Below are 23,983 nucleotides of genomic sequence, written 5' to 3'. Positions count from 1 at the left end.
TGTTAAGCGAATGAAACGGTGGTTTGGGGATTGACCAAACCATTAAATACCTTAAGTGCCTTGCCGCTAAGCAACACTTCCTCGGCTTCCAAAACCGCATCAGCAAAGCTCAACCCTTCTCGAGCTGTCACCAAAGCCGCCGCCGCATTGGCAATAACGACTTGGTTTTGAGCATTTTCCCCTTTTCCCTTCAATATATTTTCAAAGATTTTTGCTGACTCCTCCACTGTAGCCCCTCCTTTGATGCTTTCAGCAGAAAGCCTAGAAAGTCCGATAGTTTCAGGATTATATAATTTCTCACCCGAGTTGGAAATCATCTTAAACGGACCCGTGAGAGAAATCTCATCATATCCATCCAGCGCGTGAAGGATTGAAAATTTCCCTTCGGTTTCTTGGTATAAATACCCGTACAAACGAGCCAATTCTAAGCTAAATACGCCGACCAATTGCTTTCTCGGAAAGCTTGGATTTACCATTGGACCGAGCATATTAAAAAAGGTCTTGACCCCAAGTTCCTTCCGAATCGGCGCCACATTTTTCATAGCCGGATGGAAAAGCGGTGCATGCAAAAAGCAAAGACCTGCTTCATCCAAAGAGCGGCGGATTTCCTCGATATCATTGGTAAATTGGTAGCCAAAATATTGGAGCAAATTGGAGGAACCACAAATGGAAGAAACGCCCGTATTGCCATGCTTGGCCACATTTTGCCCCGCACCAGCGACGATAAAGGAAGAAAGCGTGGAAATATTAAACGTATCTTTGCCATCTCCTCCTGTACCGCAAAGATCCATGGCATCGTATTCGTCGATTTCCACGGGAATACAAAGCTCCAGCATCGCTTCACGAAATCCCCGAAGCTCTTCCACTGTGATGGATCGCATCAGGTAAACCGTCATAAAAGCGGCAATTTGACTGGTATTGTAGCCTCCAGTGGCAATATTTTTCAACACTTCCCGGGCTTGTTCCTGAGAAAGCGTTTGATGGGCAATCAACTGATTTAAAATATCTTTCATGGGTGATTATGGAGTGGGTGAACTTCAAATTTAAGAATCTAACCAATTCTGCATGATTTTGACGCCGTTTTCTGTCAAAATACTTTCCGGATGAAACTGAACCCCTCTTACATCAAACTGTTTGTGGCGCACAGCCATAATCTGTTGATCGGGCGTCCTGCCGATTACCTCTAAGTCAGAGGAAAGCGTAGATTCATCAATTACCCATGAATGGTATCGGCCGATTTTAAAGGTCTTAGGAACGTCTTTGAACAACAAATCATCCTGCACCGTCACCTCAGAAGCTACCCCGTGAAGGACTTCAGAGAGATTGATCAGATCCCCACCAAACGCCTCCCCAATTGCCTGATGTCCCAGGCAAACTCCCAAAATGGACTTGGAGGAGGAATATGTTTTCAACAATTCCGGCATGATTCCAGCCTCAGAAGGAACTCCAGGACCGGGAGAAAGGAGAATCTTATCGTAGTTGGCGACATCTTCCAAGTTGATTTTATCATTTCGAAAGACATCCATCTGCGCTCCATACCCCAACTGCCGGACGATATAGACCAGGTTGTAGGTGAAAGAGTCGTAGTTATCGAGAACAAGAATACGCATCGTTTTATTTTTCAATTCGGTTGCAAGGTGGTAAAGTTGTAAAGTGGCTAGGTTCATGAACCCTAATCCCCGGATTTAATCCTTTTTATTTTTCAGGTAAGTAATTAATGCTTTGATCTGCTTTGAAAGTCCGATCAATTCCTCTTTTAAGATTAAATAATCTTCTTTAGAGACTCTTCCAACTTCAACTAGAAGGGCTAATTGGCTTCTCAATTCTCCAGCTAATCCTTTAGCATATCCTAGAAATTTGATGAATTGAATTCTATTATTATACTCAAAACCTTCAGCAATATTATTTGAGATGGAAACAGCAGATCCAATGAGCTGATCTCTTGATTTATAATCATTCTTCAAGGGGAGTTGGTCGGATAAACGATAAACCTGAACTCCGATAGCAATTGATTTTTGCCAAATAACCAATTCTTCAAAACTATTTGCTTTCATGATTTTAAAATTCGGATTAGCTCAACTTTACAACCTTACCACATTCCAACTTTACCACTCAAATATTCTCAGCAGCCCGTAAAGCCACTCTCAGTGCTTCCAGCTTATTGGCCACTTCCTGCAACTCTGAGGGAATCGAGCTTTTGGCTACCACTCCTGCTCCAGCCTGGAATCTCAGGTGATTGTTTTCAGAGACAAAGGATCGGATCAAGATGGCATGATTAAAATCTCCATTGAATCCCAAGTAGCCGATCGCACCACCGTAGAATTGACGGCTGACATTTTCGAGTTCGTCGATCAGTTCCATTGCCCGGTATTTCGGAGCTCCTGAAAGCGTACCCGCAGGAAAAGTATCCGCAACGAGTTGAAGCGGATTGGCTCCCTCAGCAAGTTGACCGGTGACTTTGGAAACAAGGTGAATCACATGGGAGTAATATTGAATTTCTTTGAAAACATCTACTTCAACCAAATCAGAAGATCGGGAAAGGTCATTTCTGGCCAAATCCACCAACATCACATGCTCAGAATTTTCCTTGGGATCGTCGAAAAGCTTCTTAGCCAATTCCGCATCCTCGATGTCATTACCTGTTCGCCGGAAAGTACCCGCAATCGGAAAAATGGTCGCTTTACGGTTTTTGACCACAATCTGTGCTTCGGGCGAACTTCCAAACACTTTGAAAGAACCGTAGTCAAAATAGAACAGATAGGGGGAAGGATTGACCGATCGAAGAGCCCGATAGACGTTGAATTCATCGCCTTTAAACTCCGTGGAAAAGCGTCTGGATAGCACGATCTGAAACACATCCCCTCTGAAGCAATGCTCACGGCCTTGGTTCAATATCTTCAAAAACTCCTCGTCGGTGTAGTTGGAGACCTCGTCGCCTACCCTTTTGAAGGAGTAAGCCGGGATGTTTTTATTATTGAGAAGCGTCTCGATCTCAGCGATATACTCCGGATTATTGGCTCCGGCTACGCGGTGCTCGAAAAGGTGCAATTCGTTTTTATAATGATCCACCACGATGATATTCTGATACATCGCATAGTGCATCATCGGGATTTCGTTGGGTGAAGTTTTGCTCAGTTTGATATCCTCAAACCAGCCCACCGTATCGTATTGAATGTATCCGAAAAGTCCGTTGGTACTAAACTTAAACTTATCCAGAGTCGGGTCAAACTTATTTCCAAATGCCCGCAGACAGTCCATCAGGCGCTTTTGTGCGGTGACTTCGTAGACTAGCTCTTTCCCATCGGGAAGCTTCTCTGTGACCTGCCCGGCATTGAAGTCGAAGGTTGCCAAAGGATTAAAACAGATGTAGGAATAGCTGTTTTCCTGCCCGTGATAGTCAGAGGACTCCAGCAGAATCGGATTGGCAAAACGGTCCCTAATCTGCAGGTAAATGCTCACCGGCGTGATGGTATCGGCCAGTCGCTTGCGGTAGGTGGTGAGAATCGGATACTTAATGTGATTCATCTGTGGTTATTTTTTGGCATTAAAAAAAGGCTTACCGGGGAATCCAGTAAGCCTTCTATGGTATGTGCTGCGCAAAATTTAGGCAACGGCTTTCTGAGCTTTCCCTTGGAAAGAACTAGAATGCCACCACCAATATTTGTTTGCGATTGTTTTCATAATCAGTGAGCAAATTTAGAAAGAGATTGGAAAAGACAAAGCATCGTTTCGGATTTTTCAAAAAAAATAATTTTATGGTATCATTTTGATAAATGAGCAGATAGGATTTGCTAACCAAAACATTTGAACCTCAAGCAAATGATTTCGTTGAAGCTATCAACTAACAGCCACTCCCATGCAAACCCGTACTCTTTTTCTTCTTATCGGATTGTTGATTCTTTCCTTCCAAGCCAATTCACAATCCACCGCTTCTTGGGAAGTACCGATGATCGAAGTGAAATACCAAGAATCCGGAGGTGAAAACACGCTGTTGAAAATCGATCCCGGATTTCAATATGCAGATCTTCATTACGATGGGCGTGTTTTCCGACTGTTCTACCATAATGGCAGTGGAATTCTAAAAAACGCAAGAATTGTAGACAAAGACTCCAAACTGCAAGTGGCAAGAGGAAAAGGAAGTTACTTTTGGGGAAATGCCCGGTTTGAGTTTGTGGGTGGAGAAGTTTTCAGATTGAAACGAACACGAAATCGAAATGGACATGAAATCATCGGGCCTTTCGGACCACTCTTCGTCGTAGAAAATTTCGGAATTAACCCCGTGAAGACCCTGAATGAACAAGATTTCCTTGCCCACACCTTTTTTGTGTTCGATCAGATAAAAGCTACTCAAAAGCCACCAGCTGATGTGATCTACTACGCAGCACCTGTCACCACTTTCAATAACAGGAAATGATTGATTAGCTTCGCAAAAAAAAGTATGGCCAAAGCAATTTCACAGTATTTCAAGCGGATTTTTGAGGATTATCAGGTTTTGGTCATGGTTAATCCCGGAGATTGGACCGGAACAGAATTAATCGTCCATCCAGATGGAAAAATAGAAAAAACTGGCATTGAAGCCGATGAGGAGATTTTTGAAGATTTGGATGCTGATGGCTTTCAGTCTTGCAGCCCTTTGGAATTTCAGCTTTTGCTTGCAAAAACCCAATCCTAAGCTTTGACCGAAGATACCGAAAGAAAGGGCAACCACTCCTCAGCTTGTCTTTCTGCATATTCCGCTAAAAAGTAGGAAAGTGATGGTTTAATAGGTTCTTTTTTCAAAACCATACCAGCCTGTTCTGGGGTTTTGTCCCCTTTGTTCACATTGCAGCGATTGCAGGCAGTCACCAGATTAGTCCAGGAGGTTTTCCCTCCTTTGGACCGGGGAATAATATGATCGATCGTCAGGTGGCGGCGACTGCCACAGTACTGGCATTCCCCGTTATCTCTGCGAAAAAGGTTATTCCGATTCAGAAGTACACCTCGATAGGGGACATTTTTGTATTGGCTGAGGCGGATTACTGCCGGATATTCAAAGCTTCGGCTCACCGTACGGATTTCCAAAAGCTGGTAAGTCGAGAGGATATTGGCTTTTTCCAGTAAAACCAAGACAATAGCCTTCTGAGGACTGACCACAGCCACTGGAGAATGATCCAAATTGAGAACTAACACCCGCTTATCCATACCTTAACTTACTACTGATCTCGCGTCAAAAACGACTTGTTCACTACTATTGTTTCTCAGAAAATCTTCCCATTCGTCCATATCTGAGATTTTGAGTTTATTATCCATCCACAGGATTTCCTCAGCCCCCAGAAAAAGTCCAAAATGGGATTTTTGCTTTTCCAAATCCCTGAAAATAAAAAGATCTCCTGGTACTGCCTCCTCGGGTGTCACACTTTTTCCCGGAATCTTCCCGGAAATCCAATTGTAGCCTGCTATCCCAAAAATCAGGGCGAATCCCTGCTCTTCGTCCAAACCAAAAAGACTCCGACCACCTGACTGGAAAGGCGCATTCAAGAAACGGGTACCGATCTCGAGGAGCTCCTCTCGGCTCGCCTTGTTGGCATGCGCGCGGTAATTTCCCGTAAAACCGATGTGATCCTGCCAGTTGAATAATTCAAACTCGGAAAAATGAAGCCGGCTACCGGGAAGCAGATAGAGGTTGGCTCCCAAATACTCAATGACTGCTATGGGACTGGTGACAATCTGAAAATCCTGATCCAAAAAGTTTTGGTATTCCACACCGGTGATTTCCTTGATCAAAGGAGCCCAAACCCAGCCTCCCATGCCAGTGTCCTCATGGTAAATTCTGAACCAATTTCTGTCTGAAGTAAGACCTACGATCTGATAACACTCCCCAAAAAGCAACTGAGTGACTAAAGCTGAATCAAAAGTGGGCTGCCTGTAAACCGGTAGAATGGTCTGCCTGCAAATCCCATACGCATCAATCAAAGGCCATTCGTTGGAGCTCTCTTTTTGCATCTTTTTCCTTCAGATCCTGTCTTTTATCATGGAGTTTCTTTCCTCTTGCCAAAGCAATTTCCAGTTTGGCCTTGCCTCGGTCATTGATAAATATACGAACGGGAATGATTGCAAGCCCCTTTTCCGAAGACTTAGTTTCCAGTTTCTCCAATTCTTTTTTGTTGAGCAGGAGTTTTCTTTCCCTCACTGCCTCATGATTGTAACTCGCCGCCATGCTGTATGGCGCAATATGCATCTGCCGGATGTACAGTCCCCCTTGATGAAACACGCAGTAGGCCTCCGTAAGGGATACTTTCCCCTCCCGGATGGATTTGATCTCGGTGCCTTTTAGCATCAATCCAGCCACATAGGTATCAATAAATTCAAATTCGAAGCTGGCCTTCTTGTTTTTGATGTTGACGGATTTTTCGAATCGATTGGGCTTGGATGACATATCAAAATTTCATTTTGGCAAGGGGAGTGACATCAAGACCGACAAATTCTCCCTTCAGGTACTTATAATGAGCCGCCATGGCGATCATGGCTGCGTTGTCGGTGCAGTATTCGAATTTGGGAACAAAAAGTTTCCAACCCCGCTTTTTGGAAAGGTCTTCTAAAGCCGCACGAAGTCCAGAATTGGCAGAGACTCCTCCAGCGATGGCAATTTCTTTCACCCCGGTTTGCTTTACCGCTTCTTTGAGTTTGATCAGCAGCATTTCGATCAGGGTGTGTTGGATACTCGCACTAAGGTCGGCCAGATTCTTTTCAATAAAATCAGGATCTTGAGCCAGCTTATCTCTGAGAAAATAAAGAACTGCCGTCTTGATACCCGAAAAAGAATAGTTCAAACCGGGCATCCTTGTGATAGGAAATGAGAATGCCTTTGGATTTCCTTCTTTGGCATAGCGATCGATCAAAGGCCCTCCCGGGTAGGGAAGTCCCAACAGTTTGGCTGTCTTGTCAAAAGCTTCTCCCACTGCGTCATCCTGAGTCTGCCCGATCACTTCCATATCCAGGTGATCTCTTACCAGTACCAGCTGAGTATGCCCTCCACTCACAGTCAGACAGAGAAAAGGAAACCCAGGCTTGGGATCATCAATAAAATGGGCCAAAACATGAGCTTGCATATGGTTCACATCGATCAGTGGAATATTCAAAGACCGGGCAAAAGCTTTGGCAAAGCTGACCCCGACAAGCAAAGCGCCCATCAGACCAGGTCCTCGGGTAAAGGCCACCGCAGACAGCTGATCTTTGGATATGCCTGAGGTAGAAATGGCCTCTTGGATAACAGGAATGAGGTTTTCTTGGTGGGCTCTCGAGGCCAACTCGGGAACTACACCGCCATATTTTTCGTGGACTGATTGTGTGGCCACAATATTATTAAGTACTTTGCCATTTAAGATAATAGAGGCAGAAGTCTCGTCACACGAGGATTCAATTGCTAGTATAGAGATATCGTTGGTACCCATTGGAAAAGAGCCCGAAAGTTACGGATTTTTTGCACAAAGCCTTCCGCTTGCTGTCTTGGGTGATATTCTCCACCCTGTTGTTATTTATTTTTTTAGCCTTGGCTCTTCAGGTCACTTCTGTACAAAACTGGGCGATCGACCGGGTCACTTCTTTTCTGAATTCTGATTCGGAATTTACCACCGAAATCGGCAAAATTAAGCTCAATTGGTGGGATGCTCTGGATCTGGAAGATGTCAAAATTTATGATTCCAGGGACAGTCTCATGATTGGAGTAGACCGGGCTCATGCAGACTTTGCCTTACTCAGCCTACTTCCTCCCGGGGATATTGAAGTAGATATGATCCGATTGGAAAAAGCAAAAATCCATCTGCTGACGCAAACTGGTGACAGCCTACTCAATATCAACAGATGGGTCAATGAATTGAGTGAACGCTTCGGATCATCGGAACCGAGCACAAAACCGATCAGCCTAAAAATCAACACCATCGAGCTCCGTCAGTCCGAATTTTTCTTGGTTGATCTCAATTCAGAACCTATTGAGCAAGGCTTGGATTATGCCAGATTACAGTTTGACGAAATTACGGCCAATGCTGAAAACTTCACCTTGAATGGCTCCACGATTGGTATTGACATCAAAACGCTGACGGGCAAAGAGATCAATTCGGGACTACGAATTCGTGAGCTCAAAACTTTGCTCACTTATGATCCTGCCTTTTTAGAACTGGATAGACTTTCTCTGAAAACCAATAAAAGTGCAATACAGGATTACCTCAGACTGGATCTGATAGGACCAGAAGGCTATTCAGATTTTCTAAATCAAGTCAAGATCACCGCCAAGATGAACGAGACTCAGGTCCATCTTTCCGATTTGAGGCTTTTTGTTCCTGATTTACCGGAAATAGAAGATGTAATTTTTCTGAGCGGAACGGTACTGGGTCCTGTTGCTGAGATCAAATCCGATGAATTTCTGATCAGACTGGGAGAGAAAACAGCCATTTTCGGTTCCTTTTTGCTGGATGGATTGCCTGATTTTGAAAAAACCTATCTCAACCTCTCGCTTAAAAATTCGGTGATTTCAGCCAAAGATTTGGCCCCTTATCTTCCCGCAGATGTAGAAAAACAAATCAACAAATTTAATCTGATTCGATTTGACACGGATTTTCAAGGAGTTCCTACTCGCTTTGTCACCAATGGTTCTTTCAAAACTAGCATTGGCAATCTGGATGGAAGAATCACGTATGATTTGGTAAACAACCTTCCCTACATTGTTTCAAGAGTAAAAGTCCAGAATCTGGATTTGGGAATTTTGGCAGAAGACCGGCAACTACTTCAAAAGGTCAGCTTGGAAGGAAATGTGGATTTGAAAGGTAATTCGATCGAAAATCTCTTGGTCAATATGAAAGCCTCAATCAGTCAGATTGGGGTAAATTCATACAACTTCAGCGGAATCAGCACAGACGCTACCTATGGGCTAAACCTATTCAGAGGCAAGCTAAATATTGACGATCCCAACCTCATGGCTCAAATCGATGGGTATCTCAACCTCAAAGAAGGGGTGGATTCAATTCGGCTGGTGGCTAACCTTGATACGCTAAATCTTGATCAAATCAATTTATCCGAAAAGCCTGCCTTCATTGCAGGAAAAATGGATATCAACACTAAGGGGGTGACTCTGGACGAGATCACCGGCATCGCCAAGTTTACTGATATGAAATTCGGCTATGAAGACCGATTTTTGGACTTTGGAGGAGCCTATTTCCAATCCTTGTTTGCTGGAGGCACGCGTACCATCTCTTTCAATTCGGACTATCTGGTGGCCGCTGCCTCAGGACAGTTCAATTTGGGTCAAATGCTCCAGGATTTGGAAATCTTAGGGCAGCAATATTTGGCTATAGTATTGAATGAGCCTCAACCCACCGCGGACTTAGAAAAGAACTTTTCCGAACCTTATAATCTGGATCTCAATGTGAGGATGCCAGATATCAATCCCATTATCCAACTTTTCCAGCCTGATTTTAGCATTTCAAAGAATACGATTCTCGAAGGAGCCTTTTACCAAACCTCCGAAAATACGGTGTTTAACTTCTTCACAAGTATTGACACCTTATCCTACCAAGACAAGACGGCATTAGGAACTAATATTGACTTCAACACCTCCAAAATCATCAACAGCGAGGATATTTTGGCCTCTTTTTATATCTATTCCAAAGAGCAAAAGATAGGCGAACAATTGGCCTTCAATAATCTGGGATTCGAGGCGATCTGGAATCAAACCAATTTGGATTTGGAGTTCAGCTTGGATCAGGATTCTACTCAAAGCAAGGCCAGAATTGAGGCAGAGACCCAGTTTTCCAGTTCCGGCACTGAGATTCGCTTCAAGCCTTCTCTACTCAGGGTCCTCAACAGAGATTGGGCGTTTGACCCAACTAACCGAGTGTCGATTGCCCAGGGTGAAATCACCTTTGAAAACCTGAAAATACTCAAAGATGAACAGCTCTTGGGAGTAGAAGGTAAGATCAGTTCAGACCCTGAAGAAACACTTCGTATTGATATTCAAAACGTGAGTCTCGATCTACTTAATACAGTAACTCCATATGAATTTGCCGGAACAGCCACAGGGCAGCTACTTCTGTCCAATCTTCAGAATGAGGCAAATTTTAGAGGAAGAATTTCAATAGCCGATACAGAAATCAATCAATTTCCAATTGGAAATCTTCAAGCTAGCGCCAGTTTGGATGAGTCTGAATTGATCATTGGTTTGGTTAATGACATCAATGGAGTGGAGAAAATCACTGCAAATGGAACTATCGGTTTGGATAGTAAAAATCTCGATTTGGAAGCTCGCTTGGATGAAGCTAACCTTGTGATTTTCGAACCTTTTTTATCACAATACATCACCAACCTTGGAGGAAACATGTCTGGTAATCTACAACTCCGAGGCACCCTAGAAATGCCGGAGCTTATCGGTACCGGTAGGCTAAATCAGGCAAAATTCCGAGTCAATTATCTTAATACGAGTTATCAAATGGACGGGAGTGTCCTGTTCCAACCCACCTTGATCAGCTTTAGGGATTTGATACTTCGAGACATCAATGGTAGCAGAGCTACATTTACAGGGGGTATCAGACACAATGGATTCAGTGATTTCAATCTTGATATCACTTCCCGTTTGAACAACTTTCAGGTCTTGAACACCACTGCCAGAGAAAGCGAAATGTTCTATGGTACAGCCTTTGCGACCGGTTCTTTGGAAGTGAAAGGAAGTACAAGCAACCTCAATATCAACGCCTCAGTCACCTCCCAACCCAATACCCGGGTCTTTATCCCGCTGGTCAGCAGCAATGATCAATACCAGGAAGACTTCATTCAGATCATCAATATCCAGGATACCGTCCGGATCAATGCACTGGCGGAAGATGTCAATAGACTGGATATCCAAAATGTAAGGATGAATTTCAACCTGGATGTGACCCCTGACGCCTATGTTGAAATCATCATTGATCCCAAAACAGGAGAAAGTATTCAAGGTCGAGGCCGGGGAGTATTGACTATGAATGTGGATACCCAAGGAAATTTCGGTCTATCCGGCAACTATGAAATCACAGAGGGACTTTACAACTTCTCTTTGTACAACGTAGTCAAAAAGCAGTTTACCATACAGCCGGGAGGCAGAATCACCTGGTTTGGAGACCCACTTCAGGGAATAATGAATCTGAGAGCCGTTTATGAGGAAAATGTCAATCTCCAACCTTTAGCAAGTACTACCGCTTTACAGGAAAATAGTCAGATGAGACGGCGTTTTCCATTGAAAGTCTTGATGGATCTTGAGGGAGAACTCCTATCACCGGATATTCGGTTCAGCTTTGATTTCTCTGAGTTCCCGTCTTCCGGAGATGTGCAGACTACCATATCAGCATTCCAGAATCGAGTAGCAGCGGATGAGCAGGAAATGAACCGCCAAGTAGTATCTGTAATCATCAGCAGAAGCTTCTCTCCCGAAGGTGAATTTACCGGCGTTGCGACCATTTCTTCCAGCCTGAGCAGCTTAGTCTCCTCTCAGCTGAACAACCTCATCGGCAGCTTGGACAAAAACCTCGAGATCAGCATAGACTTGGCAACCTTGGATCAAAACGCTCTTGAAAACTTCCAACTGAGTGTAGCCTACACTTTTCTAGATGGTAGGCTTCGGGTATCCAGAGACGGAGGATTCACAGACAACCAAGGTAATGCCAATGCCGCTTCCATTATCGGAGACTGGCAGGCCGAATACCTGATCACGGAAGACGGGGTATATCGCCTGAGAATTTTTAACCGAAATAATTTCAATACCTTTACCTCGCTCTCTTTGACCCAAAATGTGCTCACCTACGGAGCTTCTATCACCCAAAATGTCTCCTTCAATTCTTTCTCCGAGCTATTCAATATCATTTTCAAGAAAAAAAACAGAAATAATCTGACCAATGACTCAGATGATTTCCTTAGAAGAGACTATCAACAGGATGAAGATTGGACCCCCATTGATTTGGAAAAGCTTCCCCCTTTCAGCCCTCCTGCAAAATCGGATTCTACCCGGGTAATTATCCCTTCAAAGGAAAATCTCTGAAACATTTACTGCCTTTGATCTATTCTTCTGAAAAAAGAATCATGAAAAAAACTACCCTTTTTTGGTTTCGCCGAGACCTGAGACTCGAGGATAATACCGGTCTTTTCTATGCTTTGCAGCAAGAAGAAAACGTCCTTCCTCTTTTTATTTTTGATCGGAATATCCTGGATCTGCTGGAGGACAAAAAGGACGCAAGGGTGGAGTTTATCCATCGGGAAATCCTTGATATTAAAGCACAACTTGAGAAAAAGGGGAGCTCAATGATCATCCGATACGGTAGGCCGGAAGAAGTTTTCCCTCAACTTTTGGAGGAATATCAAATCCAATCCGTCTACACCAACAGGGACTATGAACCCTACGCCAAACAGCGGGATCAAAAAATCGAAAAGCTATTAAAGGAAAAATCAGTCTCGTTCTTGGCCTTCAAGGATCAGGTCATATTTGAGCCCGAGGAAATCCTAAATGGCTCCGGAGAATTCTATAAAGTCTTTACCCCATTTAGCAAGACATGGCTGGAAAAATTCAAGGAAAGCCAAGTGGAGCCATTGGGAGAACCGACATGGAAAAACCTGAAAAAGACCGATCCACTACAGGAAATCTCCCTCAGGGATATGGGCTTTGAGAAATCGGAAATCGAAATCCCCCCTCGAGTTGCAGACAAAGACCTGATCAGTCATTACGACCAAACCCGAAACTTTCCCGCCAAAAACGGCACCTCCCGATTGGGAATTCATCTTCGCTTTGGGACTATCTCTATCCGAAAACTCGCCAAAACAGCCTATAGCCTCAATGATACCTACCTCAATGAATTGATTTGGAGGGAATTTTACATGATGATTTTGGGATACAATCCTCAAGTGGTGGATCATGCTTTCAAGCCTGCCTATGATCAGATTCCCTGGAGAAACAATGAGGAGGAATTTCAGGCTTGGTGCGAGGGAAAGACAGGTTACCCGATAGTGGATGCCGGGATGCGTGAACTCAATACCACCGGCTACATGCACAACCGGGTTCGGATGATTGTAGCTTCCTTTTTGACCAAACATCTCCTGATTGACTGGAGGTGGGGGGAAGCTTACTTTGCCAAAAAATTGCTTGATTTTGAGCTTGCCTCAAACAACGGCGGCTGGCAGTGGGCCGCTGGAACGGGTACTGACGCTCAACCATACTTTAGGGTATTCAATCCCGAGTCTCAAACAGAAAAATTTGACAAAGACCTCAAATACATCAAAAAATGGATTCCTGAATTGGGCACTTCAAAGTATCCCAAACCGATTGTAGATCATAAATTTGCCAGACAAAGAGCCTTAGATACCTATAAAAAAGCCCTAGATCAATGAATATTGGAGACCGAGTCCGGTTGCTTCACGGAAAAGAAGAAGGCGTAATCCGCAGGATTTCTTCCAGCGGAAAAATAGAAGTAGAAATAGAAGACGGATTTATCATCCCGGCACTCAAATCCGAGGTCGTTCTGATAGCAGCTACAGAAAAGAATTACTTCGGGGAGCAATCAAATCCAGACCAGGACTCCTTTTCTCCGGCTCCGATCTCGGCCCCTAAGGATCAAGGGCTTTACTTGGCATTTTTGCCCCTAAATGATCAAAATCTCAGTCTCTACCTGATCAACGACAGCAAGCAGATCTACCTCTCCCATGCTTCGGAAGTCTACGGAGAAAATCACCGGACCCTATATGCAGGTACGCTCAATTCGGGCGAAGCCAAAAAAATTGACGAGCGCCTTCTGAAGGAAATGGATGAATGGCCTGCCTTTCTGCTGCGTTTTATCCCGATCCAAAACCAACTGGAAAAAGCCATCCCGGCCTTTGAGCGACAGCTCAAAATGAAACCCACCCAGTTTTTTAAGCACCTGAGCAAAGCTCCCCTTCTAGACAAAAATGTCTATCTCTTCCCTCTCGAGCAGACTACCAAAGAATTGGACATCCGCAGCTTGAACTCAGAGCTCAGTCAAATCAATCCCAGTCCAGCCCCTGCTCCAGTTCAAAAACCATCACGCTCCATAGATCTCCACATCGAAGTGCTTCACTCCCAGCCCGAAAAGTTGAGTAATTCGGAGAAGATGCGGATTCAGCTGGAAGTTTTTGAAGAAAAACTCAATCAGGCCATCGCTTCCGGAATGGATGAAATTACTTTCATTCATGGTTTGGGGAATGGGGTCCTAAGAAAAGAAATTCACAAGCGACTGAGCCAATTAGGAAATATTAAGTACTTTCAGGACACCCAGAAAGACCAATGGGGCTATGGCGCCACTCTGGTGAGAATTTCCTAAAACATGTCCGTCAAAACATCGCCGGTATTCCAATACTTTGAGCAGCAGCATGCTGAGGCAAAGGCCCTATTCCTTGCCTTGGGAAAGCAAATCAAGACCAAAAAAGCGGTAGAACTCCTCTCCAAACTGGAGTTTTTGGAGCTTTACTCGGACTTGATGGCGAAAATCCACTTTGAAAACGAGGACTTGGGAGTCAGTCTTTTTTCTCCTTTTAAGCGGCTAAAAAAAGCTCTTAGGAAAATTCATCATCTCAAGCTGGTCGAGAGAAATATCCAAAGCAGAGAAGCACTGCATCATCAGCGGATGGAAAGTTTTTCATCCTATATCCTTTCGGAAAAGAGGAATGTCCAAAAAGAAGCCTTCGATTTGGCTATTGGAAGCACCTTGAAAATCTGGGACGATTTTCTGGTCAAAACCCATCAAAGCAGCAAGGGAATTAAGCCTCTGATGATCTCCACTGCTATAAATCAACTTGCCAATGAGGAACTGGGATACTTGCAGGAGGATATTGAAGTCCCGCTGAAGACACAGACTTTTCCGGAGCTTTTTGAAAGCCTGCGGAAAATCATCATGCTGGAAAACCTGCTGATTCACTTGGGATTCAACCCCATTTTTGTATCCCAGATTCATGGAGAAATCCAGGCATTGAAAGAAAGTCTGAAGCCTTGGTACGCCAATCACCTGACTCTGCAGGCTTTGTCCCATTTTTTGGCAGAAAAGGAAAACCCTTCCAAAAAATACCTGGAATGGGCCAAGGAACTAAAAGCGGAAAAGAAAAGCCTGTCTTCCCAAATAGAAAAACAGGCTATCCGACTGATGGAGAAGCTGGCCGTCTGATTAGATTTTGGCCAAAGCCTGAGCCAAATCGCTCATCAAATCCTCGGCATCCTCTACCCCCACACTCAGACGGATCAATGAATCCACCAAACCCACTTTTTCGCGTTCTGCTTTAGGAATAGAAGCATGAGTCATACTTGCAGGGTGGCCACACAGAGATTCTACCCCACCGAGGGATTCTGCCAGAGAGAAAAGGTGCAGGTTTTCCATGACTGTTTTGGCGTCTTCGAGTCGGTTTCCAGCCAAGGTAAAGGAGATCATCCCTCCAAAGGAGCGCATTTGCTTTTTCGCCACCTCGTGGTTGGGGTGATCCTCAAAACCCGGCCAATAGACCTTCTCTACTTTGGGGTGATTTTTTAGAAAAGCAGCGATGGTCTTTCCGTTTTGGGAATGTCTTTCCATCCGCAAGTGAAGCGTTTTGATCCCTCTGAGTACTAAAAAGCAATCCTGAGGTCCCGGAGTGGCTCCACAGGCATTTTGCAGAAAAACCAATCGGGAAGCCAATTCATCGTCCTTGACCACCAAGGCGCCCATCACCACATCGGAGTGTCCTCCCAGGTATTTGGTCACTGAGTGCATCACGATATCTGCACCCAAATCCAGTGGATTTTGAATAAAAGGAGAAGCGAAAGTATTATCGACCGCCAAGAGTAAACCATGCTTTTTGGAAAAAGCTGCCATGGCCTCCAGGTCAATGATATTCATCATGGGATTGGTGGGCGTTTCCACCCAAATCATTTTGGTTTTTTCGTTGACATAGGCCGAAAGCTGCCCAGGATCAGCCATCGATACGAAATGGAATTTGATCCCGTACTTTTCAAATACCTTGGTAAATAGCCTATAGGTACCACCATATAGATCATTGGTGGAGATAATCTCATCACCGGGACTGAAAAGCTTAATGACAGAATCAATAGCTCCCAAGCCTGAGGAAAAGCAAATCCCGTGTTTCCCGTTTTCCAAAGCAGCCAAGCTGTCTTGAAGAGCAGTTCGGGTAGGGTTGTGGGTACGGCTGTACTCATAGCCTAAATGATCTCCCGGAGACTTCTGCACATAGGTAGAGGTCTGGTAGATCGGGGTCATGATTGCCCCTGTGGAAGGGTCCGGACTTACTCCGGCATGTATGGCTTTGGTACCAAATTTCATTGTGGATATTTTTGAGTTTATATTCTTAAGTGAAGGATATTTGATCGAGAGTGATTTCCGGCGAAAAACCGACTTTACATGCTAAACTTGCAGGTAAATACAACCAATAGCCCTGCATAAGGCATCAAAGATGACAAAAAAGGCGAGCATTTTCAAAGTTTTGGGAAGGTACTTCAAGACCCATCCACTCTCTGTGATCGGGTGGGTTTGGGTGAGCATAGTACCGGCTGTAGGCTCGTTTATTCTCCTTTCCCGGTATTTTCTCCTGGAACAAATCGAGCTCAACTCCCCAGGGATTCAACTCCTGGTATTTGCAGGAATTTCCCTAGTCCTTGGTCTAGCTTTACTTCCTACCACATTGACTGCCATTGCTGTGGGATTCTTTTGGGGATGGATTGGATTTCCTGCTTTGGTAGGAGGATATATTTTAGCCAACATGATCGGCTATGGATTAGGAAAGCTCTTGAATGAGGATTTTATGGAAATTCTTTATTCCCAACAGCCAAAATTGGAAAGAGAAATCGAAAACAGACTTACCCATCCTTCCAGTCTTATCTTTTTCATCCGCTTGAGTCCTGTAATCCCTTTCGCGCTTTCCAATTTTGTATTTGCTTCACTGAAAATACCCTTGAGAAAGGTGATTTTATTTGGGATACCGGGCATGCTTCCCCGGACTTTCATTGCATTTGCCACAGGCTTGATCGCCAACTCCTTTTTGGGTGCTCGAGAGTCCATGAATCATCCCCTGCAAATCGTTATCGTATTGGCTTTGCTGATCATAAGCATGTGGGGAATTTATCGTACCTGGACCAAGGCTAAATCCTAGCGGAGCAGGTACATTTTTCCATAGCCCTTGGTGAATCCACGGTCTCCTGCAGTGGGTCTATGCTCGACGAACTGGCCGTTTTTCCTTACCAAAACCCGATAGATATACACTCCGTTGGCCAGCTGATCTCCAAACTCATCCCTTCCATCCCAGGCATACTCGGTAATATTATTACCAATGCGTATCGGGCCTAATTCGTCTTGCAGGATTTCCCTAACCACCCTTCCTGTGACGGTCATAATCTGGATTTTGATCTCATCGGGTACCTCCGCCCCAGTCACCGTGAAGACAAACCTTACGGAAGTACTGAAGGGGTTCGGATAGGGATAAAAGTTGGTGATCGTGGATTCATTGACTACCTCAAAAGTAATCTCATAAGGCTGAGCAGAATCCTCATTGGTCACACGAAGGGTATAAATTCCATCTTCCAAAGGTCCTGGCAGTAGTGAAACTCTGAAATCTTCATTCTCTGAGGCCGAAGACCAAGTCAGATTGGGATTGGAGAAGTTGATGCGTTGAAACTGGCAACCCTCACAGTTTTGCTTGAGGAAGATTTCCATTCCCAAAGTGTCGGTTTTATAGATCAGGGTTTGGTCATTTTTCAGCAAAGCGGTAATCAGCACATTAGGGGAAACCAAATCTCCATCCATGATGTAGATTCCGTCAAAATTAACATCCAGAAGAGAGGTGGAATTGTCGGCTTCGACGATAAAAGTTTTGCCCAAATCGATCAGATTGTTTCGGTAAGTCTGCTCCTGAAGGATTCTTGGGTTGGCAAATACCTCAAGGGATGTTTCACCTGCTCGACCCAAACTGTTGAATTCTACTGCAAACTCCAGAGATTCTCCGGCTTTGAGAGCCGGGAATTTTTTGGAGAAATTTTCCACACGCTTGGTGGTGGTATTGGTCAAGGTCCAATCCACGCGGATCGAGTCCAGAAAATCATATACGGAAGCATTCTTGAAAATGAAGTCTACCTGAGTCAGCTGACCTTCCCGGAGGGAAATCGGTTCACTTGGATTTTTCTGAACCAAAACCCCTTCAGGCACCCCATCAAAATTAACCTGCCAGCGATCCAGCTGGGCAGGAGCGGTAGAGTTGGGATCGTCCATCAGATACTTGAGCCGCAGGTATGGGTAAACTTGAGGATTGATAAAAGAAAGGTCAACTTGCGGATCACGAATGGAACCAAGGATCACTTCCTCAGTGCCGTCCTCTTTGACTCCCAATACATCGAAAAAGGTGTTTTCCTCATTGATCCAAGTTCTTGCATTGACATTTTGGAAAAACCGCTCCCAATTGGACGAAGGTCCGATTCTAGGGGTGAATATCACGCCTTGGGTGATATATCCTTCCAGTCCGGTCTCGAAGCTTAGGGTTTGCTGATTGGCAGGGACTTCAAAGGCCGCATTGCCTACAATCTCAATCGCCTCACCTGGTCGCATGCCTTTTTTTCCATAAAGGATATAGGGATCCCCATTTTTCAAAGCTCTCAGCGTAGCCTCGCTTGCGCCAAACTGACGGAGACTCTGGTATGCCCGATCTGGCCAGTCTCCAAAATTCACATTGCCTACCGAGAAGATGACTACATAATCCTGATCCTTGACCGCTCTTACATAGTCCTGCAGGATAGTATTTGCCGGGTCAGTAATCCAGGCATTCCGAATGCTCTGAATCATCTGAGGAACTCTCCCACAAGCCCTCGCATCGAGAATATCAAAGCCGGGAATAGGAATAGCCAGATAAGGAAGCAAGGATTTGTTATCAAACGACACTAGGCCCAAGGAGCCGTTAGGACAAAGTCGGCTGTTGGCATTGTTGGCATTGTCGATGATTTGAGGGATTTGATTTAGATAAAATTGGGTATTTCTGAAGCTGAGCGAATCTACTCCGGCTCCGACTGTAAATACCTCAATCTCTGCTGTCTGCTTGATATATTCCCAAGTTCTTGTGACTTCCGGCAAGGCCAGATTATCCAGTTGATTGATTCTCAACTGATCTTCATTCCTTTGGGTCCAGCCATTTGGAGCGTTTGGAATAAAGGAGAAGCTGGTCGTCGTCCATTCGTCTGTCTCTCCTGGGGTAGGTTCCTGATACCTCGATCTCCAGAAGTAGGTGGTGGAATCGGTGCCGGCACTCAAGTGAACAGGCCATTCTGCCAAGCCTGAAGTCGTCACTCTCAATTCCTGCCTGAAAGGAGAATCGAACCGTGACGTGATATCCATTTGGAGAATAAGTGTCCGGTTTTGGGTTAGTTTACCGGGGGCCTGTGCTATCAGAGCGATTTCATTTTCGGATACTATTCCGAAGTCAGTAGGGAAAAGATGAAGTGTACCACTCAGTGGAATAAATGAAGTGAAGGATATGGAGTTGTTTAAAAAGGTCATTTCATCCACCTCCTGATCGGTATTCACTGAGATGGAAAACTCATTTTCTCCAGCCGCTTCCAAGTCGAAATTGGGGATGGAAAAAACCAGCGTATCAATTCGGGTCACTGAAGAAATCCTGACCGGATCAAATTCAAAAATGGTCCCATCGGGGAGCTTTCTCGTGACTTTATACCGAATCGAATCCGAATTGGTAATCCCTATGTTTCTGAGAACAAAGCTTAATTTGAGACTGTCTGATATCGCCGAGAGAGGACTGTCGTCAAAGGTTCCTACCTCCACTTCCTCTGTATCCAATGAATAATCAGGTTTGTCTGCTGGAAAAAGTCTCGACCCAGGATCACCAAGAATGACCATTTGCTCCATATGAGAATAACTCAAGGGGGTAGTGCCATAGCGCTGAACATACCTTGTCTCGGCAGCCTGCTTGACCTCACCGACAGTTCGCCAGATTTTAGAACTGTCAGCAAAAGCATAGGTGTAAAACTCGTCAGAATACCTCCTTAAAAACACATCCACCCCAATGGAAGAGTTGGCCATGACGTGAGAGGCTCCTTTCTCAGGAGTGATTACCCAATCCTCGCCTTGGGTGTACACAGTACCGAAGGCAGATCCGTAATCGCAACCATTGAAGAGCATTAAAGGATATTTCCCTTTGTTTGCATAGCCTAAGGTAGGATCGGAAACAAAGCCGATTTCGATATCAATCACCGTTGGGGCTCCGTGACCGAAAAAGGTCAGCATACTTTTTCCCGAATTCAAGTCTCCAGTGATATCAATAACTTCCACCACCGAGTTGGAGCGCTTGCGGTAGGTTTTGACCTCCCCTCCTAAGAATGGTCCCTCAGCAATTGACTTAAATCCATTGAGAAAATTGAAATACCTCTCCAATTCAAACTCTGAAAGGCCTCCACTGAGATGGACCAACTCTTTTTGCCAAGGTTCTGTCGCACCCAAAAGATCTTTTTCAATGGCTTTATTCAGGTAATCTTCCAGCTGTTGGGAGTTTTTGGCGGGAATTCTCCCTATGGCCAAGGCCGGAGTGAGTGGATTTTGTGGATCCAAGTTCAATGCATAGACATTATCAGAAAAAGGGAAACCTCCTACTGGCACCAAGTCCTGAAAAGGAAATGCCTGAGGAGCTTTTCTGTAAAAAACATTCTGCCCGTTGAGCCTGGCTTGAGAATAGATAGCCAAAGCTCGCCCAGCCAAAAGCATGTGTGTGGGCCGATGAACTGGGTAGTAGGCCCTTAAAAACTCGTAAAGCGCCACTGCTGACTGTTCTCCATAGGCAAACTGATCATATAAATCTTCCATCCTCACGGTCAATGTGTCAAATCCCCCTCCTTGAGAAGATGCTCTGTGGGAAGCATATGACTTTAGCGGGTTGGTGTATTGTGCACTGGGTTTTTCCAGCTCTCGATGCCCCACGAGTATGTAATCTGCCTTTTGTCCCAAATAATTTCTAAACCTAACCGGTTTGACTTTCTCTACCTGGAAGACCTTTGAAGTCTGTTGTAAAAGAATCTTACTGGTCTTAGTCGGTACTCCTGCTTGGAGTCTTTGGGAGGTGGGTGAGGATACTGAGAGGATTTTCTCGGGAGAAAAAATATCAGAAGCCTCTATGGCTACATAGGGTTCCTGAAGAGAATTGATTGTCAGCTGGGCATTTCCCTCCGGAAAATAAAGGACTTCTGAGGGGAAATTCACTTGCGAAACCGCTCTGGTATAGGTGATCTTGGCGTAAGCAATGGAGATATTGTCTGCTCCTTCGGTCCCTGAGGAAGTGACCCGAATGACAATACTTCCATTTGAGTTGAAATCTGAGCGATTGAGTCCCAGAGTAAGTTGGGGATAATTGAATCCCTGAAAGTTGGTAGAGGTCAGATTTCGTTGAGAAGAAGAAGTCGGACCAGCTGTGATGACGGTAATATGATTATTTTCTGATCTACCGACTAGACCAATTTCCAACTGAGCATTAATAACTCCTGGCAAAGGACCTAAATCCGAAAACACCAACTCCCGAGTACTTCCCTTAGTGATAATGCCGCTCATCCATCCTTGTCCCAAATCAAAGCTGGAAAGCCGGAATCCAAACTGATACCCTATTCCTAAAGAGTAATTGTCGGAAAACACTTGGAGCCTTTCTGTTTGAAATGAAGAGGCTTGAGGGCCATTTTGGGTTGGAGCAGCTCTCAATGACATTCTCTTTCCTGGAGTGCCAGGGGTAATCGTAAGAAAAAATGCCGTTGAATCCGTGTAGGTATTGTAATAAGGGTTGGGAATTGACTCAAACTTGGTGTACAACTTCCTATCCAACTCTGCATCATTTCTTCTCCCTACAAATTCAATGAAGTCCCCGCTTCCCAAATTCCCGTCTTCTTCGCCTTGGATATAAATCCCCACTTCTTTTCCCCGATGATACATTCGGATGTTTCTGGGATCCGTGGAGTTCAGATTGATTCCTGCTGCAGATAAGACCTCAGGATTTATCCTGTAGATCCCATCCTCGGCTACAGAGATTTTATAATAGGCCTGGGAATAGGAGTACCAAGGAGTCTCTTGTGCCTTGGAAGTATGATTAAATCCAAAAAACAAAGTCAAAATGAAATGATATCTCAATAAGTTTTTCATTCCCAAGCTTTAAATTTTTTAGACTCAGGCTTTAACTTCTCCAAACTCACCCGCAAACTGAAGATATGAGAATAAGGGCTTTCCGAAACATCTCCAAGATCAGAGAGAGCATAATCGATCTGGAACATTTCGCTGATCAGCACGCCTACTCCTACACTTGGAAGAAAATTGAGGGATTCGTTCCCTTGAAAATCCTTGATGTATTGGAAATTACTCATCCCTCCTCGAAGAAATGCTGTCTTCTTAAAGCCCAACTCCAGTCCAAACCTTGGATCAATACTCAGGGCATCACTTGAAATCAGGGTATTTCTGGCTCCGTCAAAGGTTGTTTCCAGATCAAGTGCGGTCAAAAGCTGAAAAGACTCTCCCAATTTCCAATCGTAGGCAATACTGGCGATAGCCTTGGGAAGGGTAATCTCTACAGTATTGACCGGGATTTCATTATTGGTTTGGGAATAAATATCTCTTACTTGGTCTGCGTCATGGGTCCAGGCATTGTAAGTGGTGGTGATATCCCGAATCATCAAGCCCAAAGTGAGCCTTTTCTGGATATAAAGCGCTCCCAAATCCAAACCAAAACCCCAAGCCTGAGCGAATTTGCCAACATTTCGATGAATGACCTTGGCATTAGCTCCTACTTTCCACTTATCTGAAAAATCACGGGCAAAGCTCAAAAGCAAGGCATAATCAGCCGCATTGAAAAACTGGATATTGTCATAATTCAAAGCTCCATTGGCATCGTAGAGAAATCGGGTATCTGGAATATCGTCGACACCAAAGCGAATAAGCGATACTCCCAGCTGGTTTTGATCACCAAGAGGAGTGCTAAATCCCAAGTAATCGTACTGGGCAATCCCCGCAAAATATTCGGCATGCATCAAAGAGATCTCATATTGATGCCTAAGCCCAGTAAGTGCCGCAGGATTCCAGTATGAGGCGGTCACGTCCCGGACAGCTCCCACTTGGGCTCCTCCCATTCCCAAGGCTCGGGCTCCTACACCGATACTTAAAAATTCATTAGAATACTTGGGAGTAAGGCTTTGCCCAAAGACATCCCTACAGAGAACGCTTTGGATAAATACAAGCGAAAAAAGGAAAAGCCAAGTCCGTGTTGTGTTCACAATCCCAAAATAACTCAAATTCTTATCCACCAAGCAAACTCCTTTATTCATTTGTACTAAAAACAAAGGAATGTCCATTAACGCACACTTAAATGTAGCAATCCTGAACAACAAGGCAAGAAAGATTTCACATACCCCAAAACAGCTATTTTTTTGAAAAATTTTCTCCCAATACCCAAAAACAGCCTTCAGAGAATCTATTCCAACTTTTTGGCATCAATTAAAAACCAAAAATCAATCGTGACCGCAAGGAATTAGGCAATACAAGGTAGCTTGGAAAAGATTGGTATCATTTTTCAACAAGAATGAGGAAATGAAAAAAGTCTTTAGAAAAAAACACCAACTAACCACTCACCCATGAATGTCGCCAATACACAGATTCAGATGCGCAAAGGACTCCTCGAGTATTGCGTCCTGCATATCATCTCCCGGGGGGAGGTCTATACCACAGACTTGATCGAAGAGCTGACTCAGGCTCAGATGATCGTGGTGGAAGGCACACTCTATCCCCTGCTCAACCGACTCAAAACTGCCGAAGTGGTCAACTACCGTTGGGTGGAATCAGAATCAGGACCGCCCAGAAAGTACTATTCCATCACAGAGGAAGGAAGAAAATTTCTGGAGACACTCTCCGAAACCTGGAAATCCCTGGTCAATTCCACTCTGGAAATCACCTCAAAAAATTGATCAGCGACTAATCACCACAACTTG

Annotated in this window: 19 protein-coding genes; 8 read left to right on the top strand and 11 right to left on the bottom strand. The window is 44.5% G+C overall.

All coding sequences use genetic code 11. The features are described from left to right. Nucleotides 1-2 precede the first annotated feature (2 nt). From trpD to AAA942_RS19070, 4 genes are all read right to left on the bottom strand, one after another. Entirely contained in the window at nt 3-1,013 is a 1,011-nt protein-coding gene (gene trpD / locus AAA942_RS19085; protein WP_338221899.1) for an anthranilate phosphoribosyltransferase, read from the bottom strand. A gap of 30 nt (nt 1,014-1,043) precedes the next feature. Further along, nucleotides 1,044-1,610, bottom strand: coding sequence for an anthranilate synthase component II (locus AAA942_RS19080; protein ID WP_338221898.1), 567 nt, complete (start codon nt 1,608-1,610; stop codon nt 1,044-1,046). A gap of 75 nt (nt 1,611-1,685) precedes the next feature. Beyond that, nucleotides 1,686-2,054, bottom strand: coding sequence for a four helix bundle protein (locus AAA942_RS19075; RefSeq protein ID WP_338221897.1), 369 nt, complete (start codon nt 2,052-2,054; stop codon nt 1,686-1,688). A 58-nt stretch (nt 2,055-2,112) separates the two neighbouring features. Further along, nucleotides 2,113-3,525: an anthranilate synthase component I family protein gene (locus AAA942_RS19070; RefSeq protein ID WP_338221896.1), complete on the bottom strand. Its 1,413-nt coding sequence runs from the start codon at nt 3,523-3,525 to the stop codon at nt 2,113-2,115. A gap of 331 nt (nt 3,526-3,856) precedes the next feature. Here AAA942_RS19070 and AAA942_RS19065 point away from each other — a divergent pair, with 331 nt between their 5' ends. Continuing rightward, nucleotides 3,857-4,414 (top strand): hypothetical protein, encoded by a 558-nt coding sequence (locus tag AAA942_RS19065; protein ID WP_338221895.1) that lies wholly within the window; start codon nt 3,857-3,859, stop codon nt 4,412-4,414. 24 nt (nt 4,415-4,438) lie between these two features. Further along, complete coding sequence (locus tag AAA942_RS19060) at nt 4,439-4,672, top strand: hypothetical protein (RefSeq protein ID WP_338221894.1); 234 nt, start codon at nt 4,439-4,441, stop codon at nt 4,670-4,672. Here the strand turns inward: AAA942_RS19060 and AAA942_RS19055 are convergent. From AAA942_RS19055 to tsaD, 4 genes are read right to left on the bottom strand one after another with little or no spacing between them, the layout of a single operon-like run. Further along, on the bottom strand, nt 4,669-5,181 hold the full coding sequence (locus AAA942_RS19055) for an HNH endonuclease (RefSeq protein ID WP_338221893.1): 513 nt from the start codon (nt 5,179-5,181) through the stop codon (nt 4,669-4,671). The two genes, AAA942_RS19060 and AAA942_RS19055, sit on opposite strands and share 4 nt — an antisense overlap. A gap of 3 nt (nt 5,182-5,184) precedes the next feature. Further along, entirely contained in the window at nt 5,185-5,982 is a 798-nt protein-coding gene (locus tag AAA942_RS19050) for a hypothetical protein (protein WP_338221892.1), read from the bottom strand. Beyond that, the gene (smpB, locus tag AAA942_RS19045; protein ID WP_338221891.1) at nt 5,945-6,415 is read right to left on the bottom strand and encodes an SsrA-binding protein; all 471 of its coding nucleotides are present in this window, start codon (nt 6,413-6,415) and stop codon (nt 5,945-5,947) included. Before smpB ends, AAA942_RS19050 begins: the two co-directional genes overlap by 38 nt. A gap of 1 nt (nt 6,416) precedes the next feature. Further along, nucleotides 6,417-7,430: a tRNA (adenosine(37)-N6)-threonylcarbamoyltransferase complex transferase subunit TsaD gene (tsaD, locus tag AAA942_RS19040; protein WP_338221890.1), complete on the bottom strand. Its 1,014-nt coding sequence runs from the start codon at nt 7,428-7,430 to the stop codon at nt 6,417-6,419. Between the two features lie 29 nt (nt 7,431-7,459). On the opposite strand from tsaD, the gene AAA942_RS19035 reads away from it, so the two are divergent. From AAA942_RS19035 to AAA942_RS19020, 4 genes are read left to right on the top strand one after another with little or no spacing between them, the layout of a single operon-like run. Beyond that, the gene (locus AAA942_RS19035) at nt 7,460-12,034 is read left to right on the top strand and encodes a translocation/assembly module TamB domain-containing protein (RefSeq protein WP_338221889.1); all 4,575 of its coding nucleotides are present in this window, start codon (nt 7,460-7,462) and stop codon (nt 12,032-12,034) included. Between the two features lie 41 nt (nt 12,035-12,075). Next, nucleotides 12,076-13,374 (top strand): cryptochrome/photolyase family protein, encoded by a 1,299-nt coding sequence (locus AAA942_RS19030; RefSeq protein ID WP_338221888.1) that lies wholly within the window; start codon nt 12,076-12,078, stop codon nt 13,372-13,374. Next, on the top strand, nt 13,371-14,321 hold the full coding sequence (locus AAA942_RS19025) for a Smr/MutS family protein (protein WP_338221887.1): 951 nt from the start codon (nt 13,371-13,373) through the stop codon (nt 14,319-14,321). Before AAA942_RS19030 ends, AAA942_RS19025 begins: the two co-directional genes overlap by 4 nt. A gap of 3 nt (nt 14,322-14,324) precedes the next feature. Next, a complete protein-coding gene (locus AAA942_RS19020) occupies nt 14,325-15,158 on the top strand; it encodes a hypothetical protein (RefSeq protein ID WP_338221886.1) in 834 nt (277 codons plus the stop codon). Here AAA942_RS19020 and AAA942_RS19015 read toward each other — a convergent pair whose 3' ends face one another. Next, entirely contained in the window at nt 15,159-16,325 is a 1,167-nt protein-coding gene (locus tag AAA942_RS19015; RefSeq protein ID WP_338221969.1) for a cystathionine gamma-synthase, read from the bottom strand. It abuts the gene before it with no gap. Between the two features lie 109 nt (nt 16,326-16,434). Here AAA942_RS19015 and AAA942_RS19010 point away from each other — a divergent pair, with 109 nt between their 5' ends. Continuing rightward, nucleotides 16,435-17,130, top strand: a complete 696-nt coding sequence (locus tag AAA942_RS19010) for a TVP38/TMEM64 family protein (protein WP_338221885.1) — start codon at nt 16,435-16,437, stop codon at nt 17,128-17,130. Here AAA942_RS19010 and porU2 read toward each other — a convergent pair. Both porU2 and AAA942_RS19000 read right to left on the bottom strand, forming a co-directional pair. After that, nucleotides 17,127-22,151: a putative type IX secretion system sortase PorU2 gene (porU2, locus tag AAA942_RS19005; RefSeq protein ID WP_338221884.1), complete on the bottom strand. Its 5,025-nt coding sequence runs from the start codon at nt 22,149-22,151 to the stop codon at nt 17,127-17,129. The genes AAA942_RS19010 and porU2 overlap by 4 nt on opposite strands. Further along, nucleotides 22,148-23,272 carry a putative type IX sorting system protein PorV2 gene (locus AAA942_RS19000; RefSeq protein WP_445083357.1) on the bottom strand — a complete coding sequence of 375 codons (1,125 nt, stop codon included), beginning with the start codon at nt 23,270-23,272 and terminating at the stop codon, nt 22,148-22,150. The genes porU2 and AAA942_RS19000 overlap by 4 nt, the downstream gene beginning before the upstream one ends. Nucleotides 23,273-23,629: 357 nt before the next feature. Here AAA942_RS19000 and AAA942_RS18995 point away from each other — a divergent pair, with 357 nt between their 5' ends. Then, nucleotides 23,630-23,959, top strand: a complete 330-nt coding sequence (locus tag AAA942_RS18995) for a PadR family transcriptional regulator (protein WP_338221883.1) — start codon at nt 23,630-23,632, stop codon at nt 23,957-23,959. Nucleotides 23,960-23,983: the final 24 nt, after the last annotated feature.

The sequence above is a fragment of the Algoriphagus sp. oki45 genome (assembly GCF_036245605.1).
Lineage (GTDB): Bacteria > Bacteroidota > Bacteroidia > Cytophagales > Cyclobacteriaceae > Algoriphagus.
This window is presented reverse-complemented; position numbering and strand designations above follow the sequence as displayed.